This is a genomic window from Streptococcus sp. E17BB, from assembly GCF_041807725.1.
Lineage (GTDB): Bacteria > Bacillota > Bacilli > Lactobacillales > Streptococcaceae > Streptococcus > Streptococcus entericus.
This window is the reverse complement of record NZ_JBGTZC010000010.1, coordinates 16330-42811: the sequence shown is the minus strand read 5'-3', so window position 1 is coordinate 42811 and position 26482 is coordinate 16330. Positions and strand designations below refer to the sequence as shown.

Genomic DNA, 26482 nt, shown 5'->3' with positions numbered 1-26482 from the left:
GACTTATGACTCGTCATTTGCCATACGCTCTTTGATCTCATCATAAGATAAAGCATGTGGCGCCTCAACTTGTTCGTCCATATCCTTAGGCATGCTGCCTGTTTCATAAAGCGATTTGATTTGGGCTGCATCTAAAGTTTCGTGTTTAATCAAAGCCTGAGCAATGATTTCCAACTTGTCTAAGTTAGCGGTGATAACCTCTGTCGCCTTGTCCATAGCTTCTGTTAGAAGGTGACGGACTTCAGCATCAATGAGAAGTGCTGTCTCATCAGAGTAAGACTTATCTGGTACCCCTTGTCCTGGGAGGATAGCATGATTACCCTGATACTGAACAGGTCCAAGTTTGTCGCTCATCCCATACTCAGTGACCATCGCGCGCGCCAGACCAGTCGCTTGTTCAAGGTCGTTTGAAGCACCTGCTGTTTGGATGTTAAACTTGAGTTGCTCTGCTACACGACCACCCATGAGACCTGCCAACTGCTCCTTCATTTCGTCCTTAGAATGAACCATCTCATCTTCTTTAGGAAGAGCGAGCATATACCCACCTGCACGGCCACGAGGAACAATGGTAACCTTGTGAACATCGCGAGCATTGGACAAGACTAGACCGACAACGGTATGACCAGCCTCGTGATAAGCAACCACCTCATTTTGATGTTTAGAGCGCTGCCTATCTTTTTTAGATGGACCAGAAATGACACGATCTTCTGCTTCATCAATATCACTGGCATCAATTTTGGTCTTGTTGCGACGTGCGGCAACTAGGGCAGCTTCATTAAGGACGTTTTCTAGGTCAGCACCAACAAAACCTGGGGTATGTTGGGCAACAACTTTCAAATCAACATCATCTGCCAGAGGCTTGTTCTTAGCATGGACACGCAGAATAGCTTCGCGACCCTTGACATCTGGTCGTCCAACCAAAACTTTGCGGTCAAAGCGTCCCGGACGCAAAAGAGCCGGATCCAGCACATCTGAACGGTTGGTCGCTGCGATGACGATGATGCTTTCGTTCCCTTCGAAACCATCCATCTCAATCAAGAGCTGGTTGAGGGTTTGTTCACGTTCGTCATTACCACCCCCCATGCCTGCGCCGCGTCGGCGACCGACCGCGTCAATTTCATCGATGAAAATAATGGCACGCTCTGCCTTTTTAGCGTCTTCAAAGAGCGAACGCACACGGCTAGCACCGATACCGACAAACATTTCAACAAAGTCAGATCCTGAGATTGAGAAGAACGGAACACCTGCCTCACCAGCCACCGCTTTGGCAAGTAGGGTTTTACCTGTTCCTGGAGGACCCTCTAGGAGAATACCTGCTGGAATCCGAGCACCTAAATCCTTGTATTTCTTAGGGTTTTTAAGGAAATCAACAACTTCAACCAGCTCTTGCTTTTCTTCTTCTGCACCCGCAACATCAGAGAAGCGGATTTTGACATCGCCTTTGTTAGCTGGTTTGATTTTGTTACGACCGAAGCTCATCGGATTGCGGCCACCGCCGCCTCCTGCACCGCCACCCATCATGGTCGTTAAGAAAAACATCATGAGGACAAGTGGCAAGAAACTCATCAAAACAGAGACCCATGTTCCCGTAGAGCTTTCAGGAATAACCTTTAAGCTAGTTTCTTTACCCTTGGTCGCTTCCTGTATGGTTTGCAAGGAAGTCTCACTGGTCAACAGGGTAGCAGAAAACTTTTCAACCGTAATAGTTGGACTTCCAAAAAAGGAAAGTTCGCTTGTTTCTTTGACCTTTTGCGGTTCCTTATAGGTTCCGGTGACCTTAATCACACTACCGGCAGGCTGATAGGTAATGTCTTTAACTTTATCTTCCTCAATCGTTTTAATCAAGGTTGAGTAGTCTATCTTCTGGTTTGTTGTTCCATTTCCTAAAAAGAAATACTGAAATCCAAAAATCAAGGTTACAATCGTGATGATGTAAAGAAATGGATTTCTGACAAAGCCATTTGGTTTTTTATTATTCATCTAAACACTTTCTATTACTTGTTATAAACGTCTTCTTTCAAGATACCGATGTAAGGTAGGTTACGGTACTTTTCCTCATAGTCAAGCCCAAAACCGACAAGAAACTCATTCGGCACTCGGCAACCAACATAGTCAGCTTGGATATCAATGACCCTAGCTTCTGGCTTGTCGATCAAAGTCACAATCTTGATAGAAGCAGCTTTCCTATACTCAAACATATCACGCAGATACCTCAGCGTGCGACCAGTGTCAATGATATCCTCGACGAAAATCACATCACGCCCTTCGATATTAGTATCAACGTCCTTGATAATTTTGACTTCACCGCTGCTAGACACGCCACCATGATAGCTTGATACCACCATAAAATCTAACTCAACATGGGTATCGATATGCTTAATTAACTCAGCCATAAAAGGAATGGCACCTTTTAGAACACCGACCAGAAGTGGCGTTTTGCCGGCATAGTCTTCGGTCAGTTGCTTCCCTAAGCGCTTGGCTTCCGCAACAATCTGCTCATTGGTATAAAGAACTGTTTTAATATCCTGCTCTAACATCTTTGTCTCCTTGTCTTACAATCGTTACACTGAACCTCATTATATCACGTTTCGGGTCTTTTCTCAAATAAGTTTTATCACTGGTCACAACGATTTCAATCTGTCCGTGTTGTTCTATCACGAGAGCCTTATGGCGGTCATTTAGCGGTAGCTTATCATCGATAAACAGTCGCGATAGTTTTTTGTGAAAATGGCCGAGCTGAATCTTATCCCCAGCCAAAGGCGACCGTATGAGCAAGGCCGATGAATCTGGCAACAAGTAAGCGGACTCTTGATTTTCAGAAAAAGCAATCAAAAAATCATTGAAAACCACTTCTTCTCCATAGTTTAACACGATGGGTGGCTGAGGCAAATCCGTCTCAGGATTGATTTTTTCGATTCGCCAATGGCTGTAATCCTTTATCAGCCAGTAGCCATTCTTTAATGGGGCACGGTAATTAGCTTTTGTTCTTAAAACAGTCAAGACTTGTTGGTACTGAGCCTTACTCAAGGCTAAATCAGCAAAAGACGATAGGTAATCTTGCAGCAGAAAATACTGAACGGCTGGTGTTTGCTGCCTGAACACCGACACCTCTGTCGCAGACAAACCCTGGGATAAATCAGACAGGGCTGTCAAAAGTAATAAACTCTCTCGACCTAGATCCAACAAGTGCTGGTCAAGTTTTGGACTTTCCTGCCGCAAATAAGGTAAATACTCCAAACGAACACGATTTCGGGTATAAGTAGACTCTTGATTAGACTGGTCTTCAAAGTGTTCGCTGTCTGGAAAATCTGACTTAGAAAAAGAAAGCAAGGGACGAATCAGTTGCCCGTACCCGAAGGATTGAACCTCTTTTATCCCGGATAAATGCCGCAGGCGGCTCCCCCGCAACAGCCTCATCAAAATCGTTTCAACCTGATCATCACGATGATGCCCCGTCACCAAAGCAGTATAGCCCTGCTCTGCCATGATATGAGAAAAAAAAGCATACCGAAAATCACGTGCTTTTTCTTCTGAAAAAGCTCCTGAAAAATGAGCGACAAAAATAGGCAACTGCAACCGCTCCGCCAAGCTACGCAGATGGTTTTCTTCGTCAGTTGACTCAGGCCGTTGCTGATGGTTGACATGAGCAATTCCCAGCTCAATCCCCAGCTCCTCACGCCAATCATAAAGAAGATTGAGCAAGGTCATGGAGTCCAATCCTCCAGAAACAGCAACCAATACCTGTTGATGATAGGTAAAATAGCCCTTAGCCAAGAAGTGCTTTAATAGTTTTTTCTTCATTTATTTCAATAGATTGTAAACATCATTAGCAATGGCAGTGATCTCATCATAGGAACTATGGGCGGTCAGAATAGATAAAACAAAGGGACGCTCTGCATAGACGACGGCAACATCATGACGGAATTCATCGGCATCACCTGTTTTATGGGCAACAGGGACTGCGATGTCTTTTGAGATACGGCTATCATCAAAAGCTGTCTCTGTCATATAAGTCAGCGCCTCTCCACCCTGGTGATAAAGCTCTGCCATCATCTGTCCAGCTATCTTAGCTGATAGCTCTCGCTTCACCATATCCCATTCATCACCAAGCAACAGCCAAATATCCGTTTGAAAAGCCCTGTTCAGCTGATTTGCAACATAGTAACCTAGCATGTTACTCGCCACATTATCTGATTGCTTGGTCACTGCCTTTAACAAGTCCTCAACGGTATAGTCCTTGCCGTCTGGTATCTTACTAATATTCCCAGCCCCTTCAGGGTCATAAAATCCTCTAGACCGATTGACCTCTGGTATGTACTTAAAGGTATCTGACAGCTTAATCGCACCGTCATTGAGCTGTCTTTGGGTCTCATAGATCGTCGCTAGTTTGGTGATGCTGGCACCATACATCCCTTGTTCAGCATTGACGCCTGCTTCTGCACCATCATCTAAACGCTGAATGTAAATAGACAAGTTGTTTTTTTGGTACTTGTCCAATAGCAGAGCTTGAACAGCCTCAACAGGATCAGTGTACAGCTCTTTACTCGATACCCAACCCTTACCAGCAATCAGGTAATAGACCCCATCATGGGTGGTGGCTTGTTCTGTGACGAGTAGCTGCTGACGTGCTACTAAGTCTGTTTTGACTTCCTTAGCCCCGATGACGTAGGGCTTATCATAGACTGCTGCCCCTGCTTTCAACCAAACGGTCTGTGACACCTGTTCTCTACTCAACTCCACATCATCAAACACCACCAACTGACTGGCTTCGATAAAGCGACCATCGGCTATCTTGAAAACCGGCAAGAGGTTGTCGTTGATGATTAACTCCTCAATCACAAGAGACTCGTCAGCAGATACCAGCTGACCAAACTCAGTAAGGTTTTTATCCAGATAAGCCCGTGTCTCTTGAAACAGGCGTGGATTCTTTGGAATCGTCGAAAAATCTGATGTCCATGCTAGAAAACTCTTTTTTTCAGCCTCGGTCAAAACGAGCTCGTGCTCTGTGCTGATGATGGTCAGAGGTGCCAAAAAAACAGGCAGAACCATCAGTGCTAACAGTTTTTTCACAGCTCCTCCTTCCTATGCGTCAGTCTGTTCTCTCAGTGCTTGGTTCTTCTCAGCCAATTCTTCCAGCTTGTCATCTGAGTAAGCCAGAAATTTTTCAATTGTTTTAATTAAATCGTCCATTATTTTGGTAATAAATCAGGCAAGAGATAGACCGTCTCACCTTCTAGTGAATAATAGTATTTGGCGCGAGCGTATTTTTCAACATATTCTTCATTTTGTAGCCGCCGTGCCAACTCTTTTTGCTTGGCCGTCTCAGTTTGGACGTCTTTATAAGCCTGCTTGAGTGTCTCAATTTCAGCTTTTTTTTCGTTAAGTTTGACGTAACTTGCCACCATATTGTAGGTTGGCAGGATAAAGAGCAGGACAATCAGCACCATGGTAACACCTAAGAAACGGTGGTGTTTTTTCGTCTCCTCAGCCTGATAACGCCTCTTTAGTTGCTCGTCTTGGATAAACTCATTATTGATTTGGACAACTTTAGACGTCTTCATGATCCTCTATCCTCGTTTCGCTGATGATGTCGTACATCTTGCTCGCGTCTTCTTTCTTGGTACTGTCCAACATCTCCAGAACACGCACGGTCAAGAGTTTGTTCCCAAAACGAATTTCCACCTCGTCATTTATTTTCAAGTCCGTTGACGATTTTGCCAAGATGCCATTGACCTTGATTCGTCCCTTGTCTGCGACTTCCTTGGCAACTGTCCGCCGCTTGATAATCCGCGACACCTTCAAATACTTATCTAATCTCATGGGTTCACCTCCCTAACTATCTTATTTTATCACTTTTTTGGAAAAATAGCAGAGCTAAACGCAGAAAAAGTGAGTCTAAACTCACTTTTACCAGAATAATAATGCCGACACAACTGTACCTGCAAAGAAAATCAACCAGATGGAGAAAATCAATTTTACCGTGAACCAAATATCCCCACGAACACTGGGCTCGTGTTTTTTCTTATTGTCCAAGAAGTTTAGAATATCGGCATAGGTTCTAAAATCTTGACTTTTCCAGATATGAAAAACTCGGGCATGTGCATGAAGAAAAGGAATAGCTAATAAGCTAACCAAAGCAGTAAATTGAGTGCCTGTCAATAGCAGTCGGGTCGGATACGCGACCGCAAAGAGAAACCAGACAATCCCTAAAATCGTTACCCATTTTTTGAATTGTTTTTGATTTACTTGATGCTTCATCTCATCAATGTCTCCTTTTACTAAATCATCCAAGGACACATCAAAATAGGTTGCTATCAAGAGCAGGCTGTTGATGTCGGAATAGGTTTGCCCCCTCTCCCAGTTGGAAATGGTTTGGCGTGACACATAAAGTTTCTCCGCCAATTCTTCCTGTGATAACCCCCTTTCTTTTCTAAGTTTTCTTTTCTAAGTGACACTAGTCTGCCTTGTAGTTCCATTGTGATGTCCTCCTTGGTGATACCAGATTACCGCTTTTGCTCCCAGTTTACCACAAAATTCCTTTGTCAGGGAGGCTTTTCTGTGACAAAAGGCTTTGACAAGGGCTGTTTTTAGTGACAAAAAGGTTTACAACCTTGACAATGTTGTAAACCTTTCTCACTTGTTAAAAATTAACCTCATCTGGATTGGACTGGCTCTTCACACCGTCCAATTTATCCAGTATAGCAATATCTGCTGCGCTGAGGGTCAGACCAAAGCAGTCGAGGTTGGCTGCGATGTTGGCTGGAGTAGCTGATTTAGGAAGAGGAAGGAAGCCTTTTTGCAGCGACCACGCCAAGGCAAGCTTACCAACAGGTACCTGGTAGCGCTCTGCCATTTCCTCCACAAGAGGGTTCCCAAAAAGCGTTCCAGTTCCAAAAGGACTATACGCCTCCAGCAAGATACCATGCTGCTGACAAAGGGCAACCAACTCCTCCTGAGTAGTGCCTGGCGCTAGGAGCACCTGATTGACATGAGGGATAATATCAGCCGTCTCAAGCAAAGCCTCAATGTGGTGGGGCATGAAGTTTGACACACCAATTGCTCGGATCTTACCTTCCTCATAGAGGTCTTCCAAAGCAGACCAGACTTGGGCGTTACGGTTCCGCCAACCCTCAGCATCCTGATCACGGAGGCTCTTAGGATTTGGCCAGTGGATCAGTACCATGTCCAGATAACTGACACCCAGCTTATCCATGGACTCTAGCACAGAGTCCCTCGCACTGTCATAGTCTTGCTTATCATTCCAGACTTTGGTCGTCAAGAAAATGTCCTCACGCGCCAGATTGCTGTCTGCAATGGCACGACCAACCGAGCGCTCATTGCCATAAATCTGCGCTGTGTCAATATGCCTATAGCCTACTGCAAGAGCATTTTTTACTGCCTCATAGGCAACCTCGCCCTCTGGAATCTGCCAGGTTCCAAAGCCAATCTTTGGAATAGCAACGCCGTTCGTCAATGTATAATGTTCCATCTAAAACCTCCTGTTACTGATAGGTCTATTATAGGTTAATTGCCGAGCAGAGGCAAGAAAGTGGTATCGTAAACGTTCTTGGAATGAGTGATAATTTTCTTTTCACCAGCTATCAACCGATTAAAATAGCTATTTTGCCTTCGAGATTAAGCTAGCATTAGAACAGCTGACCGGTTTGCTTAACAGACTATCAAAAAAACCATCTACCTGCAGGCAATTAACCACAAGATAAATGGTATAGGTTAGTGCAAATTTAATACAAATCAAGGTAATGATCAATTTCCCACTGGGAAACAAAGCTGGCATAGCTTGCCCACTCGATGCGCTTGGCCTCATAAAAATTGGTAAAGATATGTTCTCCCAAGGCAGAGCGAACAGCATCAGCAGTTTATCATCTGAGTAATGTTTGATTGAGGCTAGCGAGCAATGCCTTTCATCTTTGCCCCCTGAACAATCAAGAAAAGACCTAAGCTAGCTACCAAAACAAAACTAATTTGAACACCCAACACCCCAGTAAATTCACTCAGGGAAACCATACTACCTGCAAGGATGTAACCAATTGGGTGAGCCATGGCAATAAAGCCTGAATAGGAGCCAATTTTATTCTGATCCATCATGTCTGCCCGTAAGACTTGACTAGCTGGAACATTGATCATCTCACCTACCGTATAAACGACAGCTGACAACAAAATCAACCAGAGGTTTTTGAAGGTAAAGGCCGAAAAGATACCCACCGCAAAAATCGTCCCTCCTAAGACCAACTGAGGAATCAGTTTCATCGGTTTAGTCAAACGGTTAGCTGTTGTCATCAGAAACACAATCATGACTGTGTTGATTAAAACTGCTAAGCTCAGCAATTTTGCCCCAGTCACCTCAATGCCAAAGACCACCGTCGGCTGGTAGATGGTTTTGTAATGAATGGGAATATAGTTGTCAATTTGAGTCCAGACCGCCGAAAAAAGGACGACTCCAAACGTGTACACCATAAACGCGCAATCCTTAACCACCTCACCATAGTTCTTGAAGGTGGAAAGTAGCCCCTGACCGTGATGAAACACAAAATCAGCCGGCCTGGTCTCCTCAAACTTCCAGAGCATGATGAGATAAGTGACAGCCGCAATACCTGTCATGGCCAAGAGCAATTCAAAGAAGTGTTTGTCATAAAAGGCACCAGCAACACCTGCTCCCAGCATCACCGCCACATTGAGAATCCAATAACTAATGGTGTAAACAAAACGACGATTCCCCTCATTTAGTTAAATCAACGATCATGGCATCATAGGCAGGATGGGCAAAGTTGGAAAAAACTTCCACCGTAAAAATCCCAACAAAGGTTAATAGCGGCTGAACCTGACCAGGAATATTAGCAAATAAGGTCACCAGGTAGCCAATCAAAACACCTAGATTGCCCCAATCCGTTACTGTTTTACGCCCCAGCGAGTCTGCCAAGTGGCCGCCATAAAGAATGGCGATAAAGCTGGCCGCCTGAGTGCCCATGACTAAAAGCCCCGTCACAAAAGCCCCAAAATACTGGACGTAATACATGGACATAAAGGGAAAAATAGCAGAGCCTAAGATAATGGAAACAAACCGCAAACCTTCTCGCCATTGGAGTTGCTTGGGTAAAGAGAAAAATTCTGTCATGGTTATCTTTCTAAGCTATTGTTTCTTCCCATTTTAACACAAAAAGCGGCTGAAAGCCACTCCCGCCGATCATCCTATCGTTAATTGGTTAACTGGGTTTAATACAAATCAAGGTAATTATCAATTTCCCACTGGGAAACAAAACTGGCATAGCTTGCCCACTCGATGCGCTTGGCCTCATAAAAATTGGTAAAGATATGCTCTCCCAAGGCAGAGCGAACAACATCAGATGTTCGGAGTGCTTTTAGGGCATTGTGCAAGGTTGACGGCAAATCAATAATGCCTGCCGCACGTCGCTCCTCTCTGGACATGCCATAAATATTAGTCTCAACCGGCTTAGGTGCTTCAATCTGATTAACAATCCCATCCAAACCAGCCTCAAGTAAGACCGCCATAGCCAGGTAAGGGTTGGCTGTCGGATCAACCGAACGTAGCTCCAGCCGTGTCCCCATTCCTCGGCTAGCAGGAACACGAATGAGTGGTGAACGATTGCGACCAGCCCAAGCGATATAGACAGGCGCCTCAAAACCTGGGACCAGACGTTTATAGGAGTTCACCGTTGGATTGGTAATGGCAGTGTAGCTATAAGCATGTGCCATCAAGCCACCAAGGAAGTAATAAGCGTCTTGTGACAGCCCCATTCCCCTTGGGTCTTTTGAATCTTCAAATGCGTTGCCCTGCTCATTAAAAAGGGACATGTTGCAGTGCATTCCTGAACCAGCAATGCCGTATTTGGGTTTGGCCATAAAGGTCGCATACATGCCGTGCTTACGGGCGATCGTTTTAACAACCAGCTTGAATAACTGAATATTATCACAGGCTTTCAGGACATCGGCATACTTGAAATCAATCTCGTGCTGACCGACAGCACATTCGTGATGGCTAGCTTCGACTTCAAACCCCATCTGGGTCAAGACGTTGACAATCTCGCGTCGGGTATTGTCCGCCAAATCTGTTGGTGCTAAATCAAAATACCCACCCTTATCATTGACTTCCAGGGTCGGAGCTCCTTTTTCGTCTAGCTTAAAGAGGAAAAACTCAGGCTCTGGACCAAGGTTAAAGGAAGTGTAGCCTAGCTCTTTCATATGCGATAGCGCTCGTTTCAAATTGCCACGCGGATCTCCAGCAAAAGGCTCACCCTCGGCTGTATAAACATCGCAAATCAGACCTGCCACCGCACCATTCTCATCTCCCCAAGGAAAAACAATCCAGGTATCCAAGTCGGGGTAAAGGTACATGTCAGACTCATTGATCCGGACAAATCCTTCGATGGAGGAACCGTCAAACATGGCTTTATTTGATAACACTTTTTCTAGCTGTTCTGGCGTTGCAGGAATTTCAACGTTTTTCATCGTTCCTAGAATATCTGTAAACATTAAACGTAAGAACGTGACATTTTTTTCTTCAACTTGTCGGAGAATATCCGCTTTAGTGATGGTCATAACTACTCCTCTTTGAAAATCTAACCTCTATGAGAAAACGGTGTGGATGATGTCGAAAATCGACTCTGCGACTGCAATTCATCTCGCAAAATGCGCCGCACATCGTCATCTGTTAGAGATGGTTTTAGTTGAACAAACTGCTGTTCACGCTGAGCATACTCTCTCTTTATGGCAGCAATATTTAACCCCTCAGCAATAAAATCCTTGATTTCCAAGAGCCTGTCCATATCGTTCAACGAATATAGTCGTCTATTGCTGTCTGTGCGTTCAGGCGTTAACAACTCCTGATCTTCATAGTAACGAATCTGTCGTGCGGTCAGGTCCGTCAACTTCATCACACTACCGATTGGAAAAACAGCTAACGACCGGCGAAATTCCTTCTCTTTCATGATGTTCTCCTCCTTAACTCATTATAAAAGTATTGCCCAAAAATGTCAATAGACTCATGTTATAATTTATGACATGAGTCTATTTTTTAAGCATATTTTTCCATGTTGCCAAATCGCCATTTACCAAAATAGCAACAAAAACTCCAACAAAAGTCTGAAAAACTCTGGTAACAACGTAGAGCGACGTGCTACCAGCAGGTGCCGCCAAGGAGATAATCAGCAAAGCAGAGACTGAACCAATGACCCCTGACACGTTTGTCAGTGCGACATTTAACACAATCGTCAACATGGTTAACACTGGCAGCAAGATAATGCCAACAAGCGGATGGTGCCCAAACCAGCCACTCACCACATAAAACACCAAGGCTAACAGCCCACCTATGGTATTGCCCAAAATACGAGATGCCCCGAAGGACAGGCTCTTATCAAAGTCTTCACGCAGACTAAAGACAGCGGTCAAGGCTGCAATCTGAGCTCCTTCCCAGTCTAGCCAGCCAAAAATGGTCAACACTAAAAAAACCGCTAAACCAGTCTTAGCCGTGCGCATGCCAATTTTCAATTTACTTTTATCAAATTTGAACCTCATATGTTCATTATACCATAACTTGGTTGGCATTGATCGTTTAGGCGACCATCTCTCTCGAACAAAAAAAGACTTGCAACGTCAAACCTGTTGCAAGTCTTGTCGAGATTTTTCAGAAAATCCGTAATGTCTAATCAGACAGTTTGCAATGCTGAGGTCATGGAAACCCATCGGCACTAAACAAAAACAAGCTACTCAAACATTATGCTGTTGCCTTTGTTGCGATATGTTCGAGTTCTTCAAGGCTTAAAGGCGGCAAGAGTAGATGGGTATCTGTTGTCTGCACAGCCATTTCCCTCAACAAGAGAAGGGCAGCCTGGAAGTCGACAATCCCAATCAGGTCGTCACGGCTGGTACTAATCAGGGCTAAGCGGTAATCACTGATGGACTGACCATCTACAGCATAACTGGTCTCAGGCGCATGAGGCAAGAGGGTCAAGGTCCCTTCTGTTAGCGCAAAGCTACCAAAGGTCTTGATATCTTGGTCTTGATAAAACTGTGGTTGAGCTAGGTAAGGATCTACATTCTGATAATCTCTAGAAACTGAATCTGGTTCTGATTTTTTGAAAAAACGGTCAAACAATCCCATATTAAATTCCTCCTTACCAAATTATACCAACTAAAAACCTGCAATCGCAGGTTTTTAAGCCTCTCATTAATCCTTACGCGACTTTCTCGCGATATCTGCCAATATGCTCTCCACAAAGCTGTCAAGGGCAACCGTTTCGGTTTCTTTTGAGCCGTAGCGGCGGACATTAACCGCACGGTCTGCCTGCTCCTTGTCCCCGACAATCAGCTGATACGGAATCTTGCTGGTCTGTGACGCACGAATCTTGTACTGCATCTTCTCATTGCGCTCATCGACCTCAGCACGGACACCGCGGTCTTTGAGGGCTTTTGCCACTTCCCAAGCGTAATCCGCGTGGGCGTCGTTGGAAATCGGAATCACTGTTACCTGTTGTGGCGCTAACCAAGTTGGGAAGGCACCTTTATAGGTTTCAATCAAGATAGCGGTAAAGCGTTCCATGGTTGAAATGACCCCACGGTGAATCATAACAGGGCGGTGCATTTCGCCATCTGCGCCGATGTACTTGAGGTCAAAGCGTTCTGGCAAAAGGAAGTCCAGCTGAATGGTGGACAGGGTTTCCTCGTTTCCAAGGGCGGTTTTAACCTGAATGTCCAACTTCGGCCCGTAGAAGGCTGCTTCGCCTTCGGCTTCAAAGTAGTCCACACCCATTTCATCAAGGGCAGCTTTCAGCATGCCTTGAGCATTCTCCCACATCTGGTCGTCGTCGAAGTATTTTTCCTTGTCCTCTGGGTCACGTAGAGACAGACGGAAGCGGTACTCGGTCAGGTTAAAGTCTGCATAGACATCAATGATGAGTTGCAGGGCTTTTTGGAATTCTTCCTGAATCTGCTCTGGAGTGACAAACAAGTGACCGTCGTTGAGGGACATTTCCCGCACCCGCTGGAGACCTGACAGGGCACCTGATTTCTCGTAGCGGTGCATCATGCCGATTTCGGCGATGCGGATCGGCAACTCGCGGTAAGAGTGCACATGGTGCTTGAAGACCTGAATGTGGTGCGGACAGTTCATCGGACGCAGGACAAACTCTTCCCCATCTCCCATGTCCATGACAGGGAACATGTCCTCATGATAATGATCCCAGTGACCTGAGGTTTTGTAGAGGTCAACGCTGGCAAGCGGTGGCGTATAAACATGCTGGTAGCCAGACGCCAACTCCTTATCCACGATGTAGCGCTCTAGCTCACGACGGATAGTCGCCCCATTTGGCAACCAAAACGGCAGACCTTGTCCGACTTCTTGGGAAATCATGAAAAGGTCCAATTCCTTACCAAGTTTACGGTGGTCACGCTCTTTGGCTTCTTCCCGCATTTGCAGGTAGCTCCTTAGGTCTTTCTTGTCAAACCAAGCTGTCCCGTAAACCCGCTGCATCATGGCATTGTCAGAATTGCCCCGCCAGTACGCACCAGCTACATTGAGGAGCTTAAAGACCTGTACACGACCTGTTGACGGCACGTGCGGGCCACGGCAGAGGTCGACAAATTCGCCCTGACGGTAAACGGTCAAGCCCTTGTCCGCATGTTCCTTAATCAACTCCAGCTTGTATGGGTCGTCCGCAAAGAGATCCAGCGCTTCTTCTTTGGTGATTTCCTCACGGATGCATGGGTGGTTTTCTTGAACAATCTTGGCCATCTCTTTTTCGATAGCTTCCAAATCTTCATTGGAAATTTGCTGCCCCTCACCATTGTCCGTGTCATAGTAGAAGCCATTTTCAATGGCAGGACCAATCCCCAAACGCAGGTTAGGGAAGAGACGGCGAGCCGCTTGGGCAAAGACGTGAGCGGCGGAGTGGCGGAGCAAGTCCAAGGCATCCTCGTGGTCAGCCATGACGATTTCAAGGCTGCCATCTTCCTCAATCGGACGCACGGTGTCAATCAAGATACCATTGTGCTTACCAGCCAAAGCTTTTTTCGCCAAACCAGGGCTGATAGAGTGAGCAATGTCATAAGTTGTTGTGCCTTTGGCGTATTCACGCACCGCACCATCTGGGAAAGTAATGTTAATCATCGTTTAAGATATAAAGGGTGTTAAACGGACTCAGAAAAATAGGAAATCAACCACATAAGCTAGCTTCTAGGGAGATTTATCTTTTTTCCGCCGTCAGTAACCCGTATTCAGTTAGAATGAATACGAGCTTGACCCTTCAGTTCCTTTCTATATTTTTTCATTCTTTTTTAGAGACGTGAGCATTTAAGCTAACGTCAAACTAAATAAACGACGCCCTCACAAAAGGACGTCGTAACGTGGTTCCACCTTCATTTATCCATGACAAATAGCCATGAACCTCATGTTTGGCGATAAGGGAACCACCCTTTTATGTTTGCATAAAATGATACCGAGTAGTGTCAGACCTATCCTCTGCGTACTTTCCAGCAACCGCACGCTCTCTCAAAGATTTCCTAGGAATGATATGTCTCTACCCAACAGTATAGCAGGATTCGCTGATGATTTCAAGCTCTTCTGCTCATTTTATGAAACATTCTTGCCTGCATGGCCGTCACAGATGCTTTTTCTTTGGTAAATGGCGGCTACACATCTCTTGGTGGGGCTGATGAGGAAGTCTTTAAAAATTAAGAAAACAATCAGTAGCCGTTATTCAACAAAGTGAGAGCCTGTATTTTTAATCACTGAATAGTGCATATTTTGTGCAAACCACCCATCGAGCATCTGATGATAGTGCTTTTGTCCGATAAAGCGCTGCGGTGACAGCTGATTGGGTCGCGTGGCGAAAACCATGCTCTTCTAGTGCAAGGACACCTGCAATAGTCGCTCCCCCTGGGGAGCAGACAGCATCTCGCAGCTGGGCTGGGTGGTCACTGCTTTCTAGGGTCAACTCCCCTGCTCCGACAAGGGTTTGTCCTGCTAGTTCCAGTGCCAGCTGTCTGGGCAAACCATGAGTCACTCCTGCATCTGCCAACGCCTCAATAAAGGTATAGACAAAGGCTGGACCACAGCCTGCGATAGCAGTCGCAGCATCCATCTGAGCTTCTGGCAAAGGGAATACCTTACCAGAAGCAGCCAGCAAGTCCTGCACGAGCTGCTGAGCTGCTGCATCGTGACTGGAAAGAGTGGTCATCCCTTGACCGATAGCGACAGGGGTGTTGGGCATGATGCGCACCAAACGTTGAGTGGGGAGGTAATCCGCAAGCTGTGCCAAGGTCAGACCAGCTGCCATAGATACCCAGATGACCTCTGGGCGTTTCTGAATGACCGCTTCTAACTCCTCCAAAACAGTCGGCACTTGCTGGGGTTTGACCCCAAGAAAAATGACGTCCGCTTGAGAAACAAGGCCACTATTGGTCATAAGCTCCCCACCAATGCTCGCCTGCACAGCCTTGGCTTTTTCCAGATTATGCTGGCTCAAAAGGACTGTGACATCAGGCACTTGAGCGACTGCTCGAGCCAGACTAGCTCCCATATTGCCCAAACCGATAAATCCAACCTCCATCTATCCCTCCTACTGCCTGATCTGCCCATTGCCACGAATAATGTACTTGTAGGTCGTCATCTCCCGCAAGCCCATAGGACCTCTGGCGTGCATTTTTTGCGTCGAAATCCCCAGCTCACAGTCCAGTCCAAACTGCCCACCATCCGTAAAGCGGGTAGAGGCATTGACATAGACTGCTGCGGCATTCACTTGTTGGGTAAAGCGCTCTAGCGCAGACTGACGACTGGTATCCTCTACCAGCTCAATAACTTCAGCCGGCAGTCCCGCCGCCACTAAACCTGCCTTGAGAGCTGTCACAATAGCTTTGGCAGACGCAAAGGCCTCCTTGCCACCACGCAGAATCACCGCATTGCCACTTTTGATCGCCAAGGCTGCTGCGTCAGACGTCACATTAGGACGGCTTTCATAAATCATACCAATCACACCAAAGGGCTGTGAGCGTTTTTCAATGATCAGACCATTGTCCAACCGTGTTTCTTCCAAGGTCAGACCGACAGGATCAGGCAGGGCAATCAAGGTACGAGTCCCATCTGCCATCTCCTTGATCCGCTCCGCTGTCAGAAGCAACCTGTCCTGCATGACCGAGCTAATCTTGCCTTGGGCTGCTAGCATGTCCTTGGCATTGGCTGCTAAAATCTGATTCGTATCTGCTTCCAATTGGTCAGCCATGGCAGCTAGAGCAGCGTTTTTTTTGCGGTATCTGCTAGATTGATGGCCAGCTTGTGATCCACTAACGAATCGAGTAATGCTTGTGTTGTGTGCATGATGTTCCTCCTACAGGGTTACCCAGTCATTGCGATGGATAAAGACCCCTTCTGCCTGTTTGGTGGTCAACGCCTGTACAGACCACTTCACCCGACCTTTTCCGATGAGCTGCTCTTCGTTTTCTTGATAGACAGCGACGATGTCACCAACTTCAAAATGCCCTCTGACGTCTTGAATACCGGCGACCAATAAACTGCGCCCTTCCTCTACCATGGCTTGAGCAGCTCCGCCATCAATCACAACAGCTGCGTCTGTCCGAGCATAGAAAGCTAGCCATTGCTTGCGTTGGGTCATGGCATGCTCATCCGCTAAGAAGAGAGTGCCACGATTGGTCTGTGTGACCGCTTCTAAGAGAGCTGTATCCGTTTTGGAAGAGCAGATAAAGACAGGAACACCTGACTTGGTCGCTAACTGAGCGGCCTGCAACTTGGTCGTCATGCCACCTGTACCATTGGAGGAGCCTGCACCCGCTGCCATTTCAAAGAGTTCTTGCGTCACCTGATCTACGACGGGAATATGCTGGGCATGGGGATTGCTGGTAGGATTGTCTGTATAGAGACCATCCACATCTGTCAACAGCACCAGCAAGTCTGCCTTGAGCAAGGACGCCACCTGTGCCGACAGGTTATCGTTGTCCCCAACCTTGATTTCCTCGATGGCAACCGTGTCATTTTCATTGATGATGGGAATGGCTCGCTGGCGCAATAAGACCTGCAGAGCTTTCGAAGCGTTCTGATAGCGTCTGGAATCTGCAAAATCATCCTGCGTCAGCAAGACCTGCGCCGACACAATCCCATCTTTCATGAAGTTTTGAGTATACTCTTCAATCAGCAAGCCCTGACCAACCGCTGCGCTGGCCTGTTTTTCCGCAATCTTAGTCGGACATTTATCAAAGCCCAAACGACGAAAACCCGCCGCAATCGACCCTGATGTCACCAAGACCACCTGATAGCCTTTTTGATGAAGCTAGGCCAACTGATTGGTTAAACGGGCAATTTTAATGCGGTCAATGGTTCCATTTTCTTGGGTAATGGAGCTGGTCCCGACCTTAAAAACAATCGTAGCGTCTGTCATTCTCATCTCTCTTCTTTCCTAGCATGTGTTAAACCAGTATACCATCTTTTTAGGGGTTTTTCTAGACCTGAAAAAGAGGAGATAATAATGAACTGCACCCCAAAAGTTGGCTATTTTGTCTAACTTTTGGGGTGCTATAACTATAGGAGGAATACTCATCATGATCGGGCTTAAAATGAGGAGATTAGACACCGCAAGACCTTTCAAGACCAGATAATCATAGGGTGCAAAACCGACAATCATCAACAGATGATAGATTTCCGATAACCAATAAGTGATGACCGGTCCAATCACATAAGGCAGATAGTAATAATAGTTTTTTCTCATCAGTCCCTCCCTGATAGCCAGCAAACACAAGCAAACTGGGCTATTCCAAGAAATCCTTGATACTTGTAATCACTTTAATCGGTGCCTTGAAGACCTTGGCAGAAGTCGTTGCTGTCTTTTTGACAAGCGTCACCGGCAAGACTGCCGTTTGCTTGACAAGCTGAAGGGAGCGGTCTGCTGGACTGCCTTCCATTGTCAGAGAATACTTGTACTGGCGACAGGCTGCTTTAGCGATAATCGCATCAAGGTAGAAGCTATAGACAGCCTTGCCGAATTGCTGAGCTGAGATAGCGTTTAGTTTTTGAGTTAAATGCTTCTGTGTCATCTCTGGCGTGCTGACAAGTGCATCAATAATCGCAGCAGGCAAATCCCTCGCATCGTAGTAGAGTGTGCCAAACATCTTGTCTGTGATGAGGTCATCAAGATAAGGATTGCCGTGAGCGATGACTGGTTTACCAGAAGCCAAGGCTTCCGTATAAGTTAGCCCCTGTGTCTCACTAGTCGAAGCTGAGATAAAAAAGTCACAAGCCTTATAATACAAAGCAACCTGATTATGGTCAATCATGCCAGTAAAAATCACCGATGCCTCTAAACCTAGTTGGGTCGTCAGTTGCTTGAGGGTTGTCAGGTAAGGCCCATCTCCAACCACAACCAGCTTAACATGCGGGTACTCGCTTAAAACCTCTGGCAAACTGGCTAGGATAGCCTGAATATTTTTTTCAGAAGAAATACGAGACAGGCTTAAAAGCATGGTGTCGCACGGCTGAAACCCTAAATCCTGTCGCAAGCGGTCAACATCTTCTTGTGAAATGTCATCGCGAACAAACTGATCCAGTTGAATGCCTGTAGGAATCGTCCGCTTCACAGGCTTAACCTCATAGCCCTCTAAAAGATTGGTGACGATACGACTTGGACAAATGATGCCGTCCAAATTATTGAGATAGCCTCTAACGATATATTTGACCATCCCGGGGCGAATAATCTTGCCCTTGGCAATATAGTCAACGTAGTCCTCATACTGGGTATGGTAAGTATGAACGACAGGAATCCGCAGGGCTTTGCCAATCAATTTCCCAAGGTTACCCATCCCAAACTCCGTCTGGGTATGAATAATGTCTAGTTGGTAGGCCTTGGCAATGCGATAAGATGTCATCAACCCGCGATAGACCACACGACGATCCGTGAAGGACACAAAAGGTACACTGGGCAGACGAATAATCGTCGGATCCTCGTAGCGACCGACTGCCTTATCTGTTGTCGTAAAGATATAAACCTCATGCCCTAGTTCTTCCAACTCTTCTTTTAGGGTCCGAATACTGGTCGCAACACCAGAAACCTGAGGAAAATAAGTGTCTGTAAACAAACCGATACGCATAACCTCTCCTTTATAGAGGTCAATCTGTAAAATCTAAGACCTCTTGATAAACTGCTTTTAACGCTTCACCGATACGATTGATGGCGCGGGACTGAGCGACAGCATAACCTGCCTCTCTTTTGTCTGTTTTTCCTGATAGAATAGCTGTCAACGCATCCACAAAGCCGTCCACATCTGATGCTAAATGAACCGCTTGGTGATCAGCCCACCCCTTGTAAACAGGGATGTCTCTCAAAACAGTATGCTGGCGACTAGCTAAAGCCTCCAAGACAACAATCCCTTCCGTCTCCTCCTTACTTGGGAAGAAAAACGCATCACTCCCGGTCATCGCGCCTTCAAAGATATCTCCTTTGATGTAACCTGCGAACGTCACATTTTCTGGGTGATGTTTTTCGACAATCCGTCTGACTGACCAAGGGATTACCCACTTGTTGGTCTCTCCGAACCAGATAAAACGAACATGTGGCAATCGCTCTGCCACTTTGACAAAGTCCTCAATCCCCTTACGTTTGAAGTAAAGACCTGCACACATCACCACAGGCTGGTCATCTGTCAAACCAAAATACTGACGAAAAGCTGCTTCCTTAGCAGGATCTGCTTGGTAGCGAGCAAGGTCAATCCCATTGGACACGGCATAAATCGGACGAGTAATCCCATAACGCTCAATCAAAGACTTGGAATAGGTTGTCGGCGTGATAATGGCATCAGCTTTCTGATAAAACTGGCAGAGATACCACTTGAATAGAGGACTGACCAGGTTTGAACCGATAAAAGAATCCCGAAAATCCTCCTCTGTCGAGTGCCCATGCATGATGACCTTCTTTCCAGCCCTTTGGGCACGAGCCATCAACAACCAGCTCTTGTAACCATAGGTATTGATGTGCACCAAATCATAAGAATCTTCCGGATTTTTGGTATAAGGCACACCAGCCAAATCCAGCGCGAGCTCTTGGTGCTTGATGGCACGACCAATACCTGACTTTCTGAGGTAGTGTTCGGCTTCCAAGTAAAGTAAAACATTCATAACTGTCATTATACCTCATTTAAGGTATTTTTTCACCAATTAGCCTGAAAAAACTCTCGAAAAGACCTTACAAACTTGTTCGTTTACGGAGAAATAGCAGAGCTTTTCAGCTGCGTCACACTCATTTTAGAAGATGGCAAATTATTTTTAAGGTTTGTCTTGACATGTGTATTATTTTTATATATAATCAATTTATATATAAAAATTTTATACAAGGAGGTGACAGGATGTATTTTCCAACATCAGCCACAGTCATCGAATTCTTGATTCTGGCGATTGTGTCAGACCATGATTCTTATGGTTACGACATCAGTCAGACAATCAAGCTGATTGCCAACATCAAGGAGTCGACCCTCTACCCGATTTTGAAACGCTTGGTTCAAGAGCGATACCTGACGACCTACTCTCAGGAACATCAGGGACGGACGAGGAAATACTACTCCATAACCCCAAACGGAAGGGAACAACTTGTCTATCTGAAAGCAGAGTGGCAGCTCTACACAAGCAAGATAGACGACATCATCGAAGGGAGATTGACACATGACAAGAACTGAATACCTCAAGCAGCTTGACAGCCACTTACGCAAGCTACCCCAGGCAGATTACGAGGAGGCCATGGCTTACTTTACCGAGTACTTTGCAGAAGCAGGCGAGGAAAATGAAGCCTTGGTGATGGCAGAACTGGGTACACCCAAAGAGGCCGCCAGGGACTTGATTAACAACATCTTGGATAAAAAGGTCATGGAAGACCGCTACCCACCACGCACCAAGCGGCAGATGATTTGGCTGATTATCCTAGCTATCTTTGCCGTTCCTGTTGGAATTCCTGTTATTTTGATCATTTTAGCCCTATTAGCTGCCCTTGTCGTTCTCTTTTTTAGCCTGATGGTGGCTGGTGCATCATTTTGCCTAGCCCTTTTCATCGGTGCAGGGATCTTCCTCTGGGATGCCCTGGCCTATCTTGGGCAGGGGCAACTTTTCGCCTTCGGTTTTGGTGGCGGTCTAGCCATGCTGGGCAGCGCCTTGCTCTTGGCACTTTTGGTTTATGTCTTTGGCAAGTGGACTGCTCATGGTCTTAAAACCTTGGTCAAATGGATTATCAAGAAAGGACAACGCGCATGAAAAAGATTACCCTTAAAAGTCTCTTTATCTTCGGCTTTGCTAGTCTGATTATCGGACTGGTTATGGTATTCAGTAGCTTGCTGACAGGTGGTTTTGACCAATTACGCCAGCTCAACCAACCTGTGACAGTCACCAAAACTTACACAGACTTAAAGAGCATCGATATCGCTGCTACGAACAAATACATTGACGTCTACCCTTCTGATGACGATAAGATTCACCTGACCTACCATTACTGGGAAGATGAGGAAAATACCAAGGCGAATCTCTCTGATGCCAATGGTAAACTCAGCCTCTCTGACCACGGCGAACAGGAGGAGAAGATTATTCTCCAAGGTGGGCTCAACGTCATCAGTAAAATCATGAACAGCATCAATCGTGAAAATGGTAAAATCTCTCTCGCCTTGCCTAAAGGCATAACACTTGATGAGTTACGCATCGCAACCCACGGTAGCCTCTTTATCAGAGATGCGCACATTAAATCTCTTGATGTCCCTTATTCTCATTTGGATGCCCAGCAACTGACTGTTGACAAAGGGCATATCAACAACGGGACATTCCATGATAGCCACCTCAAAAACATCACCAGTGATAATTATTATTCCTTGCATTTTAACAAAACGACCCTAGATGGTGCTACCATCACCTATAACAGCGACTTTTCTGCTCAAGATAGCATCATCAAAAATAGTACCATCAAGGGAGAATATGCCCCGATGCAACTTAAAAACACGACCCTGGACAACAGCAAGATGACATTTTCGGCAGCTTCGATTTCTGCTGAAAACCTAACTGTTCTGGGTGATGTGACGATGACCACATCAGAGTATCTCGTTGACATCAGCTTATCTGAAACCAGCAAAAACAACATTGACCTAGACCTCACAACCAGCGAGTACGGTCAGCTGACCTTGAACCCTAGTCTGAAAGACATCACGGACAATGACCAAAAAGCCACTCGTAGCCGAGCAGGTAACAAAAACAAGCTAACCATTATCAATGACCATGCAGACATCAAATTGAGATAAAATCAGTCATCATCTGCCTGGCTATCACAAAGCTCTATCTTCTGTCAGAAAACAGTAACAGCAGAAGATGGAGCTTTTTTGTACCAAAAAGCGCAGAGCACATCCGGTAATTCGTCAGAACTCGCCCTCTCCTATCGACTATATAGGAGCGGGCTAAGCCTGGGACAGAGGTCCTAATTTCTCCCTCTTGGTAATTATTAACTAAGTAAGACGTAGAGGTTGAGCGCTCTAATACGCTGGGGTCATCAGCTTTTACAGCCCTGATCAGACGACATCAGCACCTTAAGGAGGAAAATCGAATGCTGCCTTTGTCATTCAAAATCATAAAAATAGCACCCCAACAGTTAGGTGTTGTATCCAACTGTTGGGGTACCATTTACTTTTGTCTCCGTCTCGTCCTTTTATCCTCATCAAGCAATAAGACGTGGTAACTATGAGCAATCCTTGACTGGTTCTGACAGCACTAGACTTGTCCTTGTTGTTCATTGAGAACTCTAAGACCGATAAAACACTACTGGTTGCTTAGGGTCCCCTTCACCTGCCAAATTATCCTTACGGCTGAACAAGCCTTAAACATTGCTGTTGCCTCCTAAGCCATACCGTTTAGAAGTAAGGAACGACCGATGGGTTAACATCCCTTATCTATCTCAGGTAAAATAGGGCTAACAGCAGGGCACTGAGACCAAGAAGAGCTAGCAAAGCCTGCTGCTTTTGTTTTTTAGAAAAAGCATACGGGTCGACACGGTTTGGCAAGATAACGGCACACAGGGCACCACCAATCGCACCCCCTAAATGTCCCCAGATGTTAATACTTGGCATAAAGAGGTTAAACAACAAGTTCACAACAATCAGGGTTTGAAAGCTCCGTCCCATCTGTTTAAGCAAGAGATTATTCCCAAAATATCCCATAATAGCCACCCCTGCAAAGATACCAAAGATAGACGATGAGGCGCCTGCTGATAGGACTTGAGGGGCTAAAGCGATGGTCAATAAACCACCAAAAACGCCTGACACCAAAAACAATAGGATATAATCTCGTTTCGACCAGACCTGCTCTGCTATTTTACCGACGATGTAGAGGCTAAAACCGTTCATCAACAGGTGCTGCAAGCCAATATGAACAAAGTTACTGGATATTATCCGCCACCACTGGCTACTGTCTACGCGAATCAAGGCGCCAAATAACCCACCAAAGGTCAAAATAGCGGTGTTGCTGGTCGCGTAAAAGGGAAAGACAAGGTTCATCACTAGATAAACCGCCACCATCATCACTAACAGTCCAGCTGTTATCGGGTAGTCTCTATAAAATTCACGGATTTGTCTCACTATAAATCAACTCCTTTACTGCTATATCGTGGGGCTCAGGTGTAAAATGGCAGAGCTGCTTTTCATAAACCGTCGCCAAGGTCATGCCCTCATAGTCTGCCAAGTAGCGGTCATAAAAACCGCCACCATAGCCGATACGATAGCCTTGACGATTAAAAAGTAGCCCAGGCACATGAATGAGGTCAATCTCAGACTTATCAACCACATCATGAGACGTCGGTGATAAAATCCCCAAAGCACCTTCTGTCAGCTCATCTGAACAGTAGGGAACAAAGACCATCTCTACGTCACCGACAAGTTTCGGGACAACCACCTGTTTACCGTCTGACAGCGCACGATCAATGAAGGGAGCCGTCTGCCATTCATGGGGGAGGGATAGATAGGTTGCCACTGTCTGAGCCTGACAATAGGCATCGTGCTTAAGCAAGCTCTCCAACAGACCTTGGTCAACAAGGGCTTTTGCCTTAGGCGACCAAGCTCTAAGCCACGCCAAAATCTCCTGTCGCCGTTTCTTTTTTGTCATGTCTCTATCATAGCAGATTTTCCAATTTTTGGATAATCTTTGCTACCTTAAGCCGGTTTAAGGTTTTTTTAAGGTTTCGGAGCTATAATAAAATATTTCCTAAAACTACCACTTTCCCAAAGTGGTGAGTGATAGCTAACCCCTATTACTCTCTTTTTCATAAATCTCCTAAAGTTAAGTTTTCAACAACTTAACACACCCCTTTTTAAAAGCAGCCATTCGGCTGATTTTTTTATGTCAACAAAATCACAGGTTCTATGCCAAATAAGCAATTTCTCTAAAAACGGCTGACAAAAAACACTTGCCACATCAAAATAGATGACAAGTGTTTTCTTTATCTAGTGACGTCGTCAACTAGTTGAGGCAGCTGTTCAAAAAATGTCCGACTTGCTCTACCGCAAAAGCAATAGCTCGCTCATCTGGGCTCATTTTGGGATGGTGAAGAGGATACGGGGTGTCCACGCCCAACCAGAACATGACCCCAGGAACTTTATGGAGTAGGTAGCCAAAGTCTTCACCCGTCATGGCTGGCGGGCAGTCAATCAAATTGACCCCTTCTGCCTTCTCAAAAAACGCCATCAGGTTTTTGGTCAAGTCTGGGTGATTTTCCACAGGCAGATAACCGCCTTGGTTGAGCTCGATGTCCACCGTCATGTCAAAAGACTGGGCGACACCCTGTGCTAACTGCCGCACCCGCTCCTGCATGAGCAGGCTATTCTCTTGGGTCAAGCTACGGATGGTGCCATGCAGAAAAGCCGTATCGGCGATGACATTGTTGGTCGTGCCAGCTGTCATGTGCCCAAAAGTCACCACGCCTCCCTTAATCGGGTCAACGTTACGGCTGACGACTGTCTGGACTTGGGTGACAAAGTAACTAGCCGCCACCAAGGCATCCTTGGTCTCGTGAGGAAAGGCAGCGTGTCCCCCCTTGCCTCTAAAGGTAATTTTCACCTCACAAGTACCTGCAAAGAGAGTGCCAGCGTTAGTCGCAATGTCACCAACCTTCATGTCTGGTCTGACATGAAGGGCGTAAAACTCATCTGGCAACCACTCACCAAACGCTCCATCATCATACATGAGCTTGGCACCCGCCAAATTCTCCTCAGCTGGCTGAAAGAGGAAGAGCATGTTGTTCTTGGGTTGCTGCTCTGCTATTTTTTCCAAAAGTCCCAAGGCAATGGTCATGTGGACATCGTGTCCACAGGCGTGCATCCGCCCCTCGTGCTGACTGGCAAAGTCTAGTCCCGTCTCCTCAACGATCGGTAGCCCGTCCATATCTGTCCGCCAGCCGATGGTTTTCTCAGGCGCATAGCCCCGCACAAAGACCAAAACCCCTGTCTGCCACAATTTTTGGTCGATGTACGGCTTGTTGAGCTGGCGTATCTGCTCCAGCAGATAGCTCTGTGTCATCTTCTCCTCCAAGCCCAGCTCAGGTATCTGATGGAGGTCACGGCGAATGGTTACTAAATCAAGTGTCATTTTTTATTCCTCTAGTCAAAGAGACCGACAAGCGGTCTCTGTCTTATAGTGTACGCAAGGCTTCTTCTAAAGCTGTTTTTTGTTGGGTTTTTTCATCAATTTCCTTGATGATGCGAGCTGGAACACCTGCTACCACGACATTTTCTGGGACATCTTGGGTGACGATGGTTCCTGCCGCAACGACAGAACCACTGCCAATCTGTACCCCTTCAATCACCACAGCATTGGCACCGACAAGGACATTGTCTCCGACACGAACAGGCTGGGCAGAGGCAGGCTCAATCACGCCTGCAAGGACAGCGCCCGCACCGATGTGGCTATTTTTTCCAACAGTCGCACGCCCTCCTAAGATTGCGCCCATATCAATCATGGTCCCTTCACCAATCTCAGCTCCAATGTTGATAACCGCCCCCATCATGATGACAGCATTGTCTCCGATGGTCACTTGGTCACGGATGATCGCACCTGGCTCGATACGGGCATTAATGGCCTTTTTATCCAGCAAAGGCACTGCTGAGTTACGGGCGTCATTTTCCACGACATAGTCACGGTTGGCAACCAGACCAGAGAGCAAGGGCTCAATCTCCTGCCAATCACCAAAGAGGACATTGCCTAGCTTGGTCACACTGGCTGGGACTTCTCCCGCTAGCGTCCCTTCAAAGGTGACCTTGACTGGAGTGACTTTCTTGGCTTGAGCGATAAATTGAATGATTTCTTGTGCAGACATCTTGGTTGCGGACATGATAACTCTCCATTTCGTTTTTTACCATTATAGCAGATTTTTCTAAAAGCACCAGCAAAAACGACCTCAAAGAGATCGTTTTTGACCAAGCTGTCTAAAGTGTTTAACGATGTTGA

General features: G+C 46.1%; 25 protein-coding genes and 4 pseudogenes. 3 read left to right on the top strand and 26 right to left on the bottom strand.

Annotated features, from left to right (window positions below):
- Window positions 1-3: 3 nt before the first annotated feature.
- From ftsH to ACERC7_RS03565, 22 genes and pseudogenes are all read right to left on the bottom strand, one after another.
- Window positions 4-1980, bottom strand: coding sequence for an ATP-dependent zinc metalloprotease FtsH (ftsH, locus tag ACERC7_RS03670; RefSeq protein WP_373666176.1), 1977 nt, complete (start codon window positions 1978-1980; stop codon window positions 4-6).
- A gap of 14 nt (window positions 1981-1994) precedes the next feature.
- Entirely contained in the window at window positions 1995-2537 is a 543-nt protein-coding gene (gene hpt / locus ACERC7_RS03665; RefSeq protein ID WP_018368190.1) for a hypoxanthine phosphoribosyltransferase, read from the bottom strand.
- Window positions 2518-3801, bottom strand: a complete 1284-nt coding sequence (gene tilS / locus ACERC7_RS03660) for a tRNA lysidine(34) synthetase TilS (protein ID WP_373666175.1) — start codon at window positions 3799-3801, stop codon at window positions 2518-2520. The genes hpt and tilS overlap by 20 nt, the downstream gene beginning before the upstream one ends.
- Window positions 3802-5070: a serine hydrolase gene (locus tag ACERC7_RS03655; protein ID WP_373666174.1), complete on the bottom strand. Its 1269-nt coding sequence runs from the start codon at window positions 5068-5070 to the stop codon at window positions 3802-3804. It lies immediately after the preceding gene.
- A 12-nt stretch (window positions 5071-5082) separates the two neighbouring features.
- Window positions 5083-5190, bottom strand: coding sequence for an SP_0009 family protein (locus tag ACERC7_RS03650; protein ID WP_373666173.1), 108 nt, complete (start codon window positions 5188-5190; stop codon window positions 5083-5085).
- Window positions 5190-5561, bottom strand: a complete 372-nt coding sequence (locus tag ACERC7_RS03645) for a septum formation initiator family protein (RefSeq protein ID WP_018368186.1) — start codon at window positions 5559-5561, stop codon at window positions 5190-5192. The genes ACERC7_RS03650 and ACERC7_RS03645 overlap by 1 nt, the downstream gene beginning before the upstream one ends.
- Entirely contained in the window at window positions 5548-5820 is a 273-nt protein-coding gene (locus ACERC7_RS03640; RefSeq protein WP_373658514.1) for an RNA-binding S4 domain-containing protein, read from the bottom strand. The genes ACERC7_RS03645 and ACERC7_RS03640 overlap by 14 nt, the downstream gene beginning before the upstream one ends.
- A gap of 87 nt (window positions 5821-5907) precedes the next feature.
- The gene (locus tag ACERC7_RS03635) at window positions 5908-6402 is read right to left on the bottom strand and encodes a helix-turn-helix domain-containing protein (protein ID WP_373666172.1); all 495 of its coding nucleotides are present in this window, start codon (window positions 6400-6402) and stop codon (window positions 5908-5910) included.
- Window positions 6403-6640: 238 nt separating this feature from the next.
- Window positions 6641-7489, bottom strand: coding sequence for an aldo/keto reductase (locus ACERC7_RS03630; RefSeq protein ID WP_373658512.1), 849 nt, complete (start codon window positions 7487-7489; stop codon window positions 6641-6643).
- Window positions 7490-7742: 253 nt separating this feature from the next.
- Window positions 7743-7871 (bottom strand): annotated as a pseudogene (locus ACERC7_RS03625) (hypothetical protein); the annotation flags it as partial.
- A 34-nt stretch (window positions 7872-7905) separates the two neighbouring features.
- Window positions 7906-9133: pseudogene (locus tag ACERC7_RS03620) on the bottom strand (MFS transporter).
- A 98-nt stretch (window positions 9134-9231) separates the two neighbouring features.
- The gene (gene glnA, locus ACERC7_RS03615; protein ID WP_373666171.1) at window positions 9232-10575 is read right to left on the bottom strand and encodes a type I glutamate--ammonia ligase; all 1344 of its coding nucleotides are present in this window, start codon (window positions 10573-10575) and stop codon (window positions 9232-9234) included.
- A 20-nt stretch (window positions 10576-10595) separates the two neighbouring features.
- A complete protein-coding gene (locus tag ACERC7_RS03610) occupies window positions 10596-10964 on the bottom strand; it encodes a MerR family transcriptional regulator (protein WP_373658509.1) in 369 nt (122 codons plus the stop codon).
- Window positions 10965-11043: 79 nt separating this feature from the next.
- A complete protein-coding gene (locus ACERC7_RS03605) occupies window positions 11044-11550 on the bottom strand; it encodes an aromatic acid exporter family protein (RefSeq protein WP_373666170.1) in 507 nt (168 codons plus the stop codon).
- A 199-nt stretch (window positions 11551-11749) separates the two neighbouring features.
- Window positions 11750-12136 carry a hypothetical protein gene (locus ACERC7_RS03600; protein ID WP_373666169.1) on the bottom strand — a complete coding sequence of 129 codons (387 nt, stop codon included), beginning with the start codon at window positions 12134-12136 and terminating at the stop codon, window positions 11750-11752.
- Window positions 12137-12202: 66 nt separating this feature from the next.
- The gene (gene thrS / locus ACERC7_RS03595) at window positions 12203-14140 is read right to left on the bottom strand and encodes a threonine--tRNA ligase (RefSeq protein WP_373666168.1); all 1938 of its coding nucleotides are present in this window, start codon (window positions 14138-14140) and stop codon (window positions 12203-12205) included.
- Window positions 14141-14753: 613 nt separating this feature from the next.
- Window positions 14754-15581 carry a pyrroline-5-carboxylate reductase gene (gene proC, locus ACERC7_RS03590; protein ID WP_373658505.1) on the bottom strand — a complete coding sequence of 276 codons (828 nt, stop codon included), beginning with the start codon at window positions 15579-15581 and terminating at the stop codon, window positions 14754-14756.
- Window positions 15582-15590: 9 nt separating this feature from the next.
- A pseudogene (locus tag ACERC7_RS03585) lies at window positions 15591-16345 on the bottom strand (aldehyde dehydrogenase family protein).
- A 10-nt stretch (window positions 16346-16355) separates the two neighbouring features.
- Window positions 16356-17420, bottom strand: a pseudogene (gene proB, locus ACERC7_RS03580) (glutamate 5-kinase).
- 18 nt (window positions 17421-17438) lie between these two features.
- Entirely contained in the window at window positions 17439-17747 is a 309-nt protein-coding gene (locus tag ACERC7_RS03575) for a hypothetical protein (protein WP_373666167.1), read from the bottom strand.
- Between the two features lie 40 nt (window positions 17748-17787).
- A complete protein-coding gene (locus ACERC7_RS03570) occupies window positions 17788-19122 on the bottom strand; it encodes a glycosyltransferase family 4 protein (RefSeq protein ID WP_373666166.1) in 1335 nt (444 codons plus the stop codon).
- Window positions 19123-19141: 19 nt separating this feature from the next.
- Window positions 19142-20146 (bottom strand): glycosyltransferase, encoded by a 1005-nt coding sequence (locus ACERC7_RS03565; RefSeq protein ID WP_373666182.1) that lies wholly within the window; start codon window positions 20144-20146, stop codon window positions 19142-19144.
- A gap of 227 nt (window positions 20147-20373) precedes the next feature.
- Between ACERC7_RS03565 and ACERC7_RS03560 the strand changes: the two genes are divergently transcribed.
- Genes ACERC7_RS03560 through ACERC7_RS03550 form a run of 3 tightly spaced genes read left to right on the top strand, consistent with a single transcriptional unit; the run spans window position 20374 to window position 22296 of the window.
- Window positions 20374-20700 (top strand): PadR family transcriptional regulator, encoded by a 327-nt coding sequence (locus tag ACERC7_RS03560; RefSeq protein ID WP_018368077.1) that lies wholly within the window; start codon window positions 20374-20376, stop codon window positions 20698-20700.
- Window positions 20687-21268, top strand: coding sequence for a DUF1700 domain-containing protein (locus ACERC7_RS03555; RefSeq protein WP_373658501.1), 582 nt, complete (start codon window positions 20687-20689; stop codon window positions 21266-21268). Before ACERC7_RS03560 ends, ACERC7_RS03555 begins: the two co-directional genes overlap by 14 nt.
- Window positions 21265-22296 (top strand): DUF4097 family beta strand repeat-containing protein, encoded by a 1032-nt coding sequence (locus tag ACERC7_RS03550; protein WP_373666165.1) that lies wholly within the window; start codon window positions 21265-21267, stop codon window positions 22294-22296. The genes ACERC7_RS03555 and ACERC7_RS03550 overlap by 4 nt, the downstream gene beginning before the upstream one ends.
- Window positions 22297-22938: 642 nt before the next feature.
- Here ACERC7_RS03550 and ACERC7_RS03545 read toward each other — a convergent pair.
- The 4 genes from ACERC7_RS03545 to dapD form a co-directional block, all read right to left on the bottom strand.
- Entirely contained in the window at window positions 22939-23622 is a 684-nt protein-coding gene (locus ACERC7_RS03545) for a rhomboid family intramembrane serine protease (RefSeq protein ID WP_373658499.1), read from the bottom strand.
- Complete coding sequence (locus tag ACERC7_RS03540; RefSeq protein ID WP_373666164.1) at window positions 23606-24145, bottom strand: 5-formyltetrahydrofolate cyclo-ligase; 540 nt, start codon at window positions 24143-24145, stop codon at window positions 23606-23608. Before ACERC7_RS03540 ends, ACERC7_RS03545 begins: the two co-directional genes overlap by 17 nt.
- Window positions 24146-24499: 354 nt before the next feature.
- A complete protein-coding gene (locus ACERC7_RS03535) occupies window positions 24500-25624 on the bottom strand; it encodes an N-acetyldiaminopimelate deacetylase (RefSeq protein WP_373666163.1) in 1125 nt (374 codons plus the stop codon).
- Between the two features lie 43 nt (window positions 25625-25667).
- Window positions 25668-26366 carry a 2,3,4,5-tetrahydropyridine-2,6-dicarboxylate N-acetyltransferase gene (gene dapD, locus ACERC7_RS03530; protein WP_373666162.1) on the bottom strand — a complete coding sequence of 233 codons (699 nt, stop codon included), beginning with the start codon at window positions 26364-26366 and terminating at the stop codon, window positions 25668-25670.
- Window positions 26367-26482 lie beyond the last annotated feature (116 nt).

What these genes read in the sequence shown, in the direction of transcription:
- glnA (WP_373666171.1), bottom strand. Translation starts at nt 10,575, where the DNA reads ATGACCATCACTAAAGCGGATATTCTCCGACAAGTTGAAGAAAAAAAT.
- ACERC7_RS03600 (WP_373666169.1), bottom strand. Translation starts at nt 12,136, where the DNA reads ATGGGATTGTTTGACCGTTTTTTCAAAAAATCAGAACCAGATTCAGTT.
- ACERC7_RS03605 (WP_373666170.1), bottom strand. Translation starts at nt 11,550, where the DNA reads ATGAGGTTCAAATTTGATAAAAGTAAATTGAAAATTGGCATGCGCACG.
- ACERC7_RS03650 (WP_373666173.1), bottom strand. Translation starts at nt 5,190, where the DNA reads ATGGACGATTTAATTAAAACAATTGAAAAATTTCTGGCTTACTCAGAT.
- ACERC7_RS03570 (WP_373666166.1), bottom strand. Translation starts at nt 19,122, where the DNA reads ATGCGTATCGGTTTGTTTACAGACACTTATTTTCCTCAGGTTTCTGGT.
- ACERC7_RS03630 (WP_373658512.1), bottom strand. Translation starts at nt 7,489, where the DNA reads ATGGAACATTATACATTGACGAACGGCGTTGCTATTCCAAAGATTGGC.
- ACERC7_RS03610 (WP_373658509.1), bottom strand. Translation starts at nt 10,964, where the DNA reads ATGAAAGAGAAGGAATTTCGCCGGTCGTTAGCTGTTTTTCCAATCGGT.
- ACERC7_RS03550 (WP_373666165.1), top strand. Translation starts at nt 21,265, where the DNA reads ATGAAAAAGATTACCCTTAAAAGTCTCTTTATCTTCGGCTTTGCTAGT.
- dapD (WP_373666162.1), bottom strand. Translation starts at nt 26,366, where the DNA reads ATGTCCGCAACCAAGATGTCTGCACAAGAAATCATTCAATTTATCGCT.
- ACERC7_RS03555 (WP_373658501.1), top strand. Translation starts at nt 20,687, where the DNA reads ATGACAAGAACTGAATACCTCAAGCAGCTTGACAGCCACTTACGCAAG.
- thrS (WP_373666168.1), bottom strand. Translation starts at nt 14,140, where the DNA reads ATGATTAACATTACTTTCCCAGATGGTGCGGTGCGTGAATACGCCAAA.
- ftsH (WP_373666176.1), bottom strand. Translation starts at nt 1,980, where the DNA reads ATGAATAATAAAAAACCAAATGGCTTTGTCAGAAATCCATTTCTTTAC.
- ACERC7_RS03540 (WP_373666164.1), bottom strand. Translation starts at nt 24,145, where the DNA reads ATGACAAAAAAGAAACGGCGACAGGAGATTTTGGCGTGGCTTAGAGCT.
- ACERC7_RS03535 (WP_373666163.1), bottom strand. Translation starts at nt 25,624, where the DNA reads ATGACACTTGATTTAGTAACCATTCGCCGTGACCTCCATCAGATACCT.
- ACERC7_RS03640 (WP_373658514.1), bottom strand. Translation starts at nt 5,820, where the DNA reads ATGAGATTAGATAAGTATTTGAAGGTGTCGCGGATTATCAAGCGGCGG.
- ACERC7_RS03575 (WP_373666167.1), bottom strand. Translation starts at nt 17,747, where the DNA reads ATGAGAAAAAACTATTATTACTATCTGCCTTATGTGATTGGACCGGTC.
- ACERC7_RS03565 (WP_373666182.1), bottom strand. Translation starts at nt 20,146, where the DNA reads ATGAATGTTTTACTTTACTTGGAAGCCGAACACTACCTCAGAAAGTCA.
- proC (WP_373658505.1), bottom strand. Translation starts at nt 15,581, where the DNA reads ATGGAGGTTGGATTTATCGGTTTGGGCAATATGGGAGCTAGTCTGGCT.
- ACERC7_RS03645 (WP_018368186.1), bottom strand. Translation starts at nt 5,561, where the DNA reads ATGAAGACGTCTAAAGTTGTCCAAATCAATAATGAGTTTATCCAAGAC.
- tilS (WP_373666175.1), bottom strand. Translation starts at nt 3,801, where the DNA reads ATGAAGAAAAAACTATTAAAGCACTTCTTGGCTAAGGGCTATTTTACC.
- hpt (WP_018368190.1), bottom strand. Translation starts at nt 2,537, where the DNA reads ATGTTAGAGCAGGATATTAAAACAGTTCTTTATACCAATGAGCAGATT.
- ACERC7_RS03560 (WP_018368077.1), top strand. Translation starts at nt 20,374, where the DNA reads ATGTATTTTCCAACATCAGCCACAGTCATCGAATTCTTGATTCTGGCG.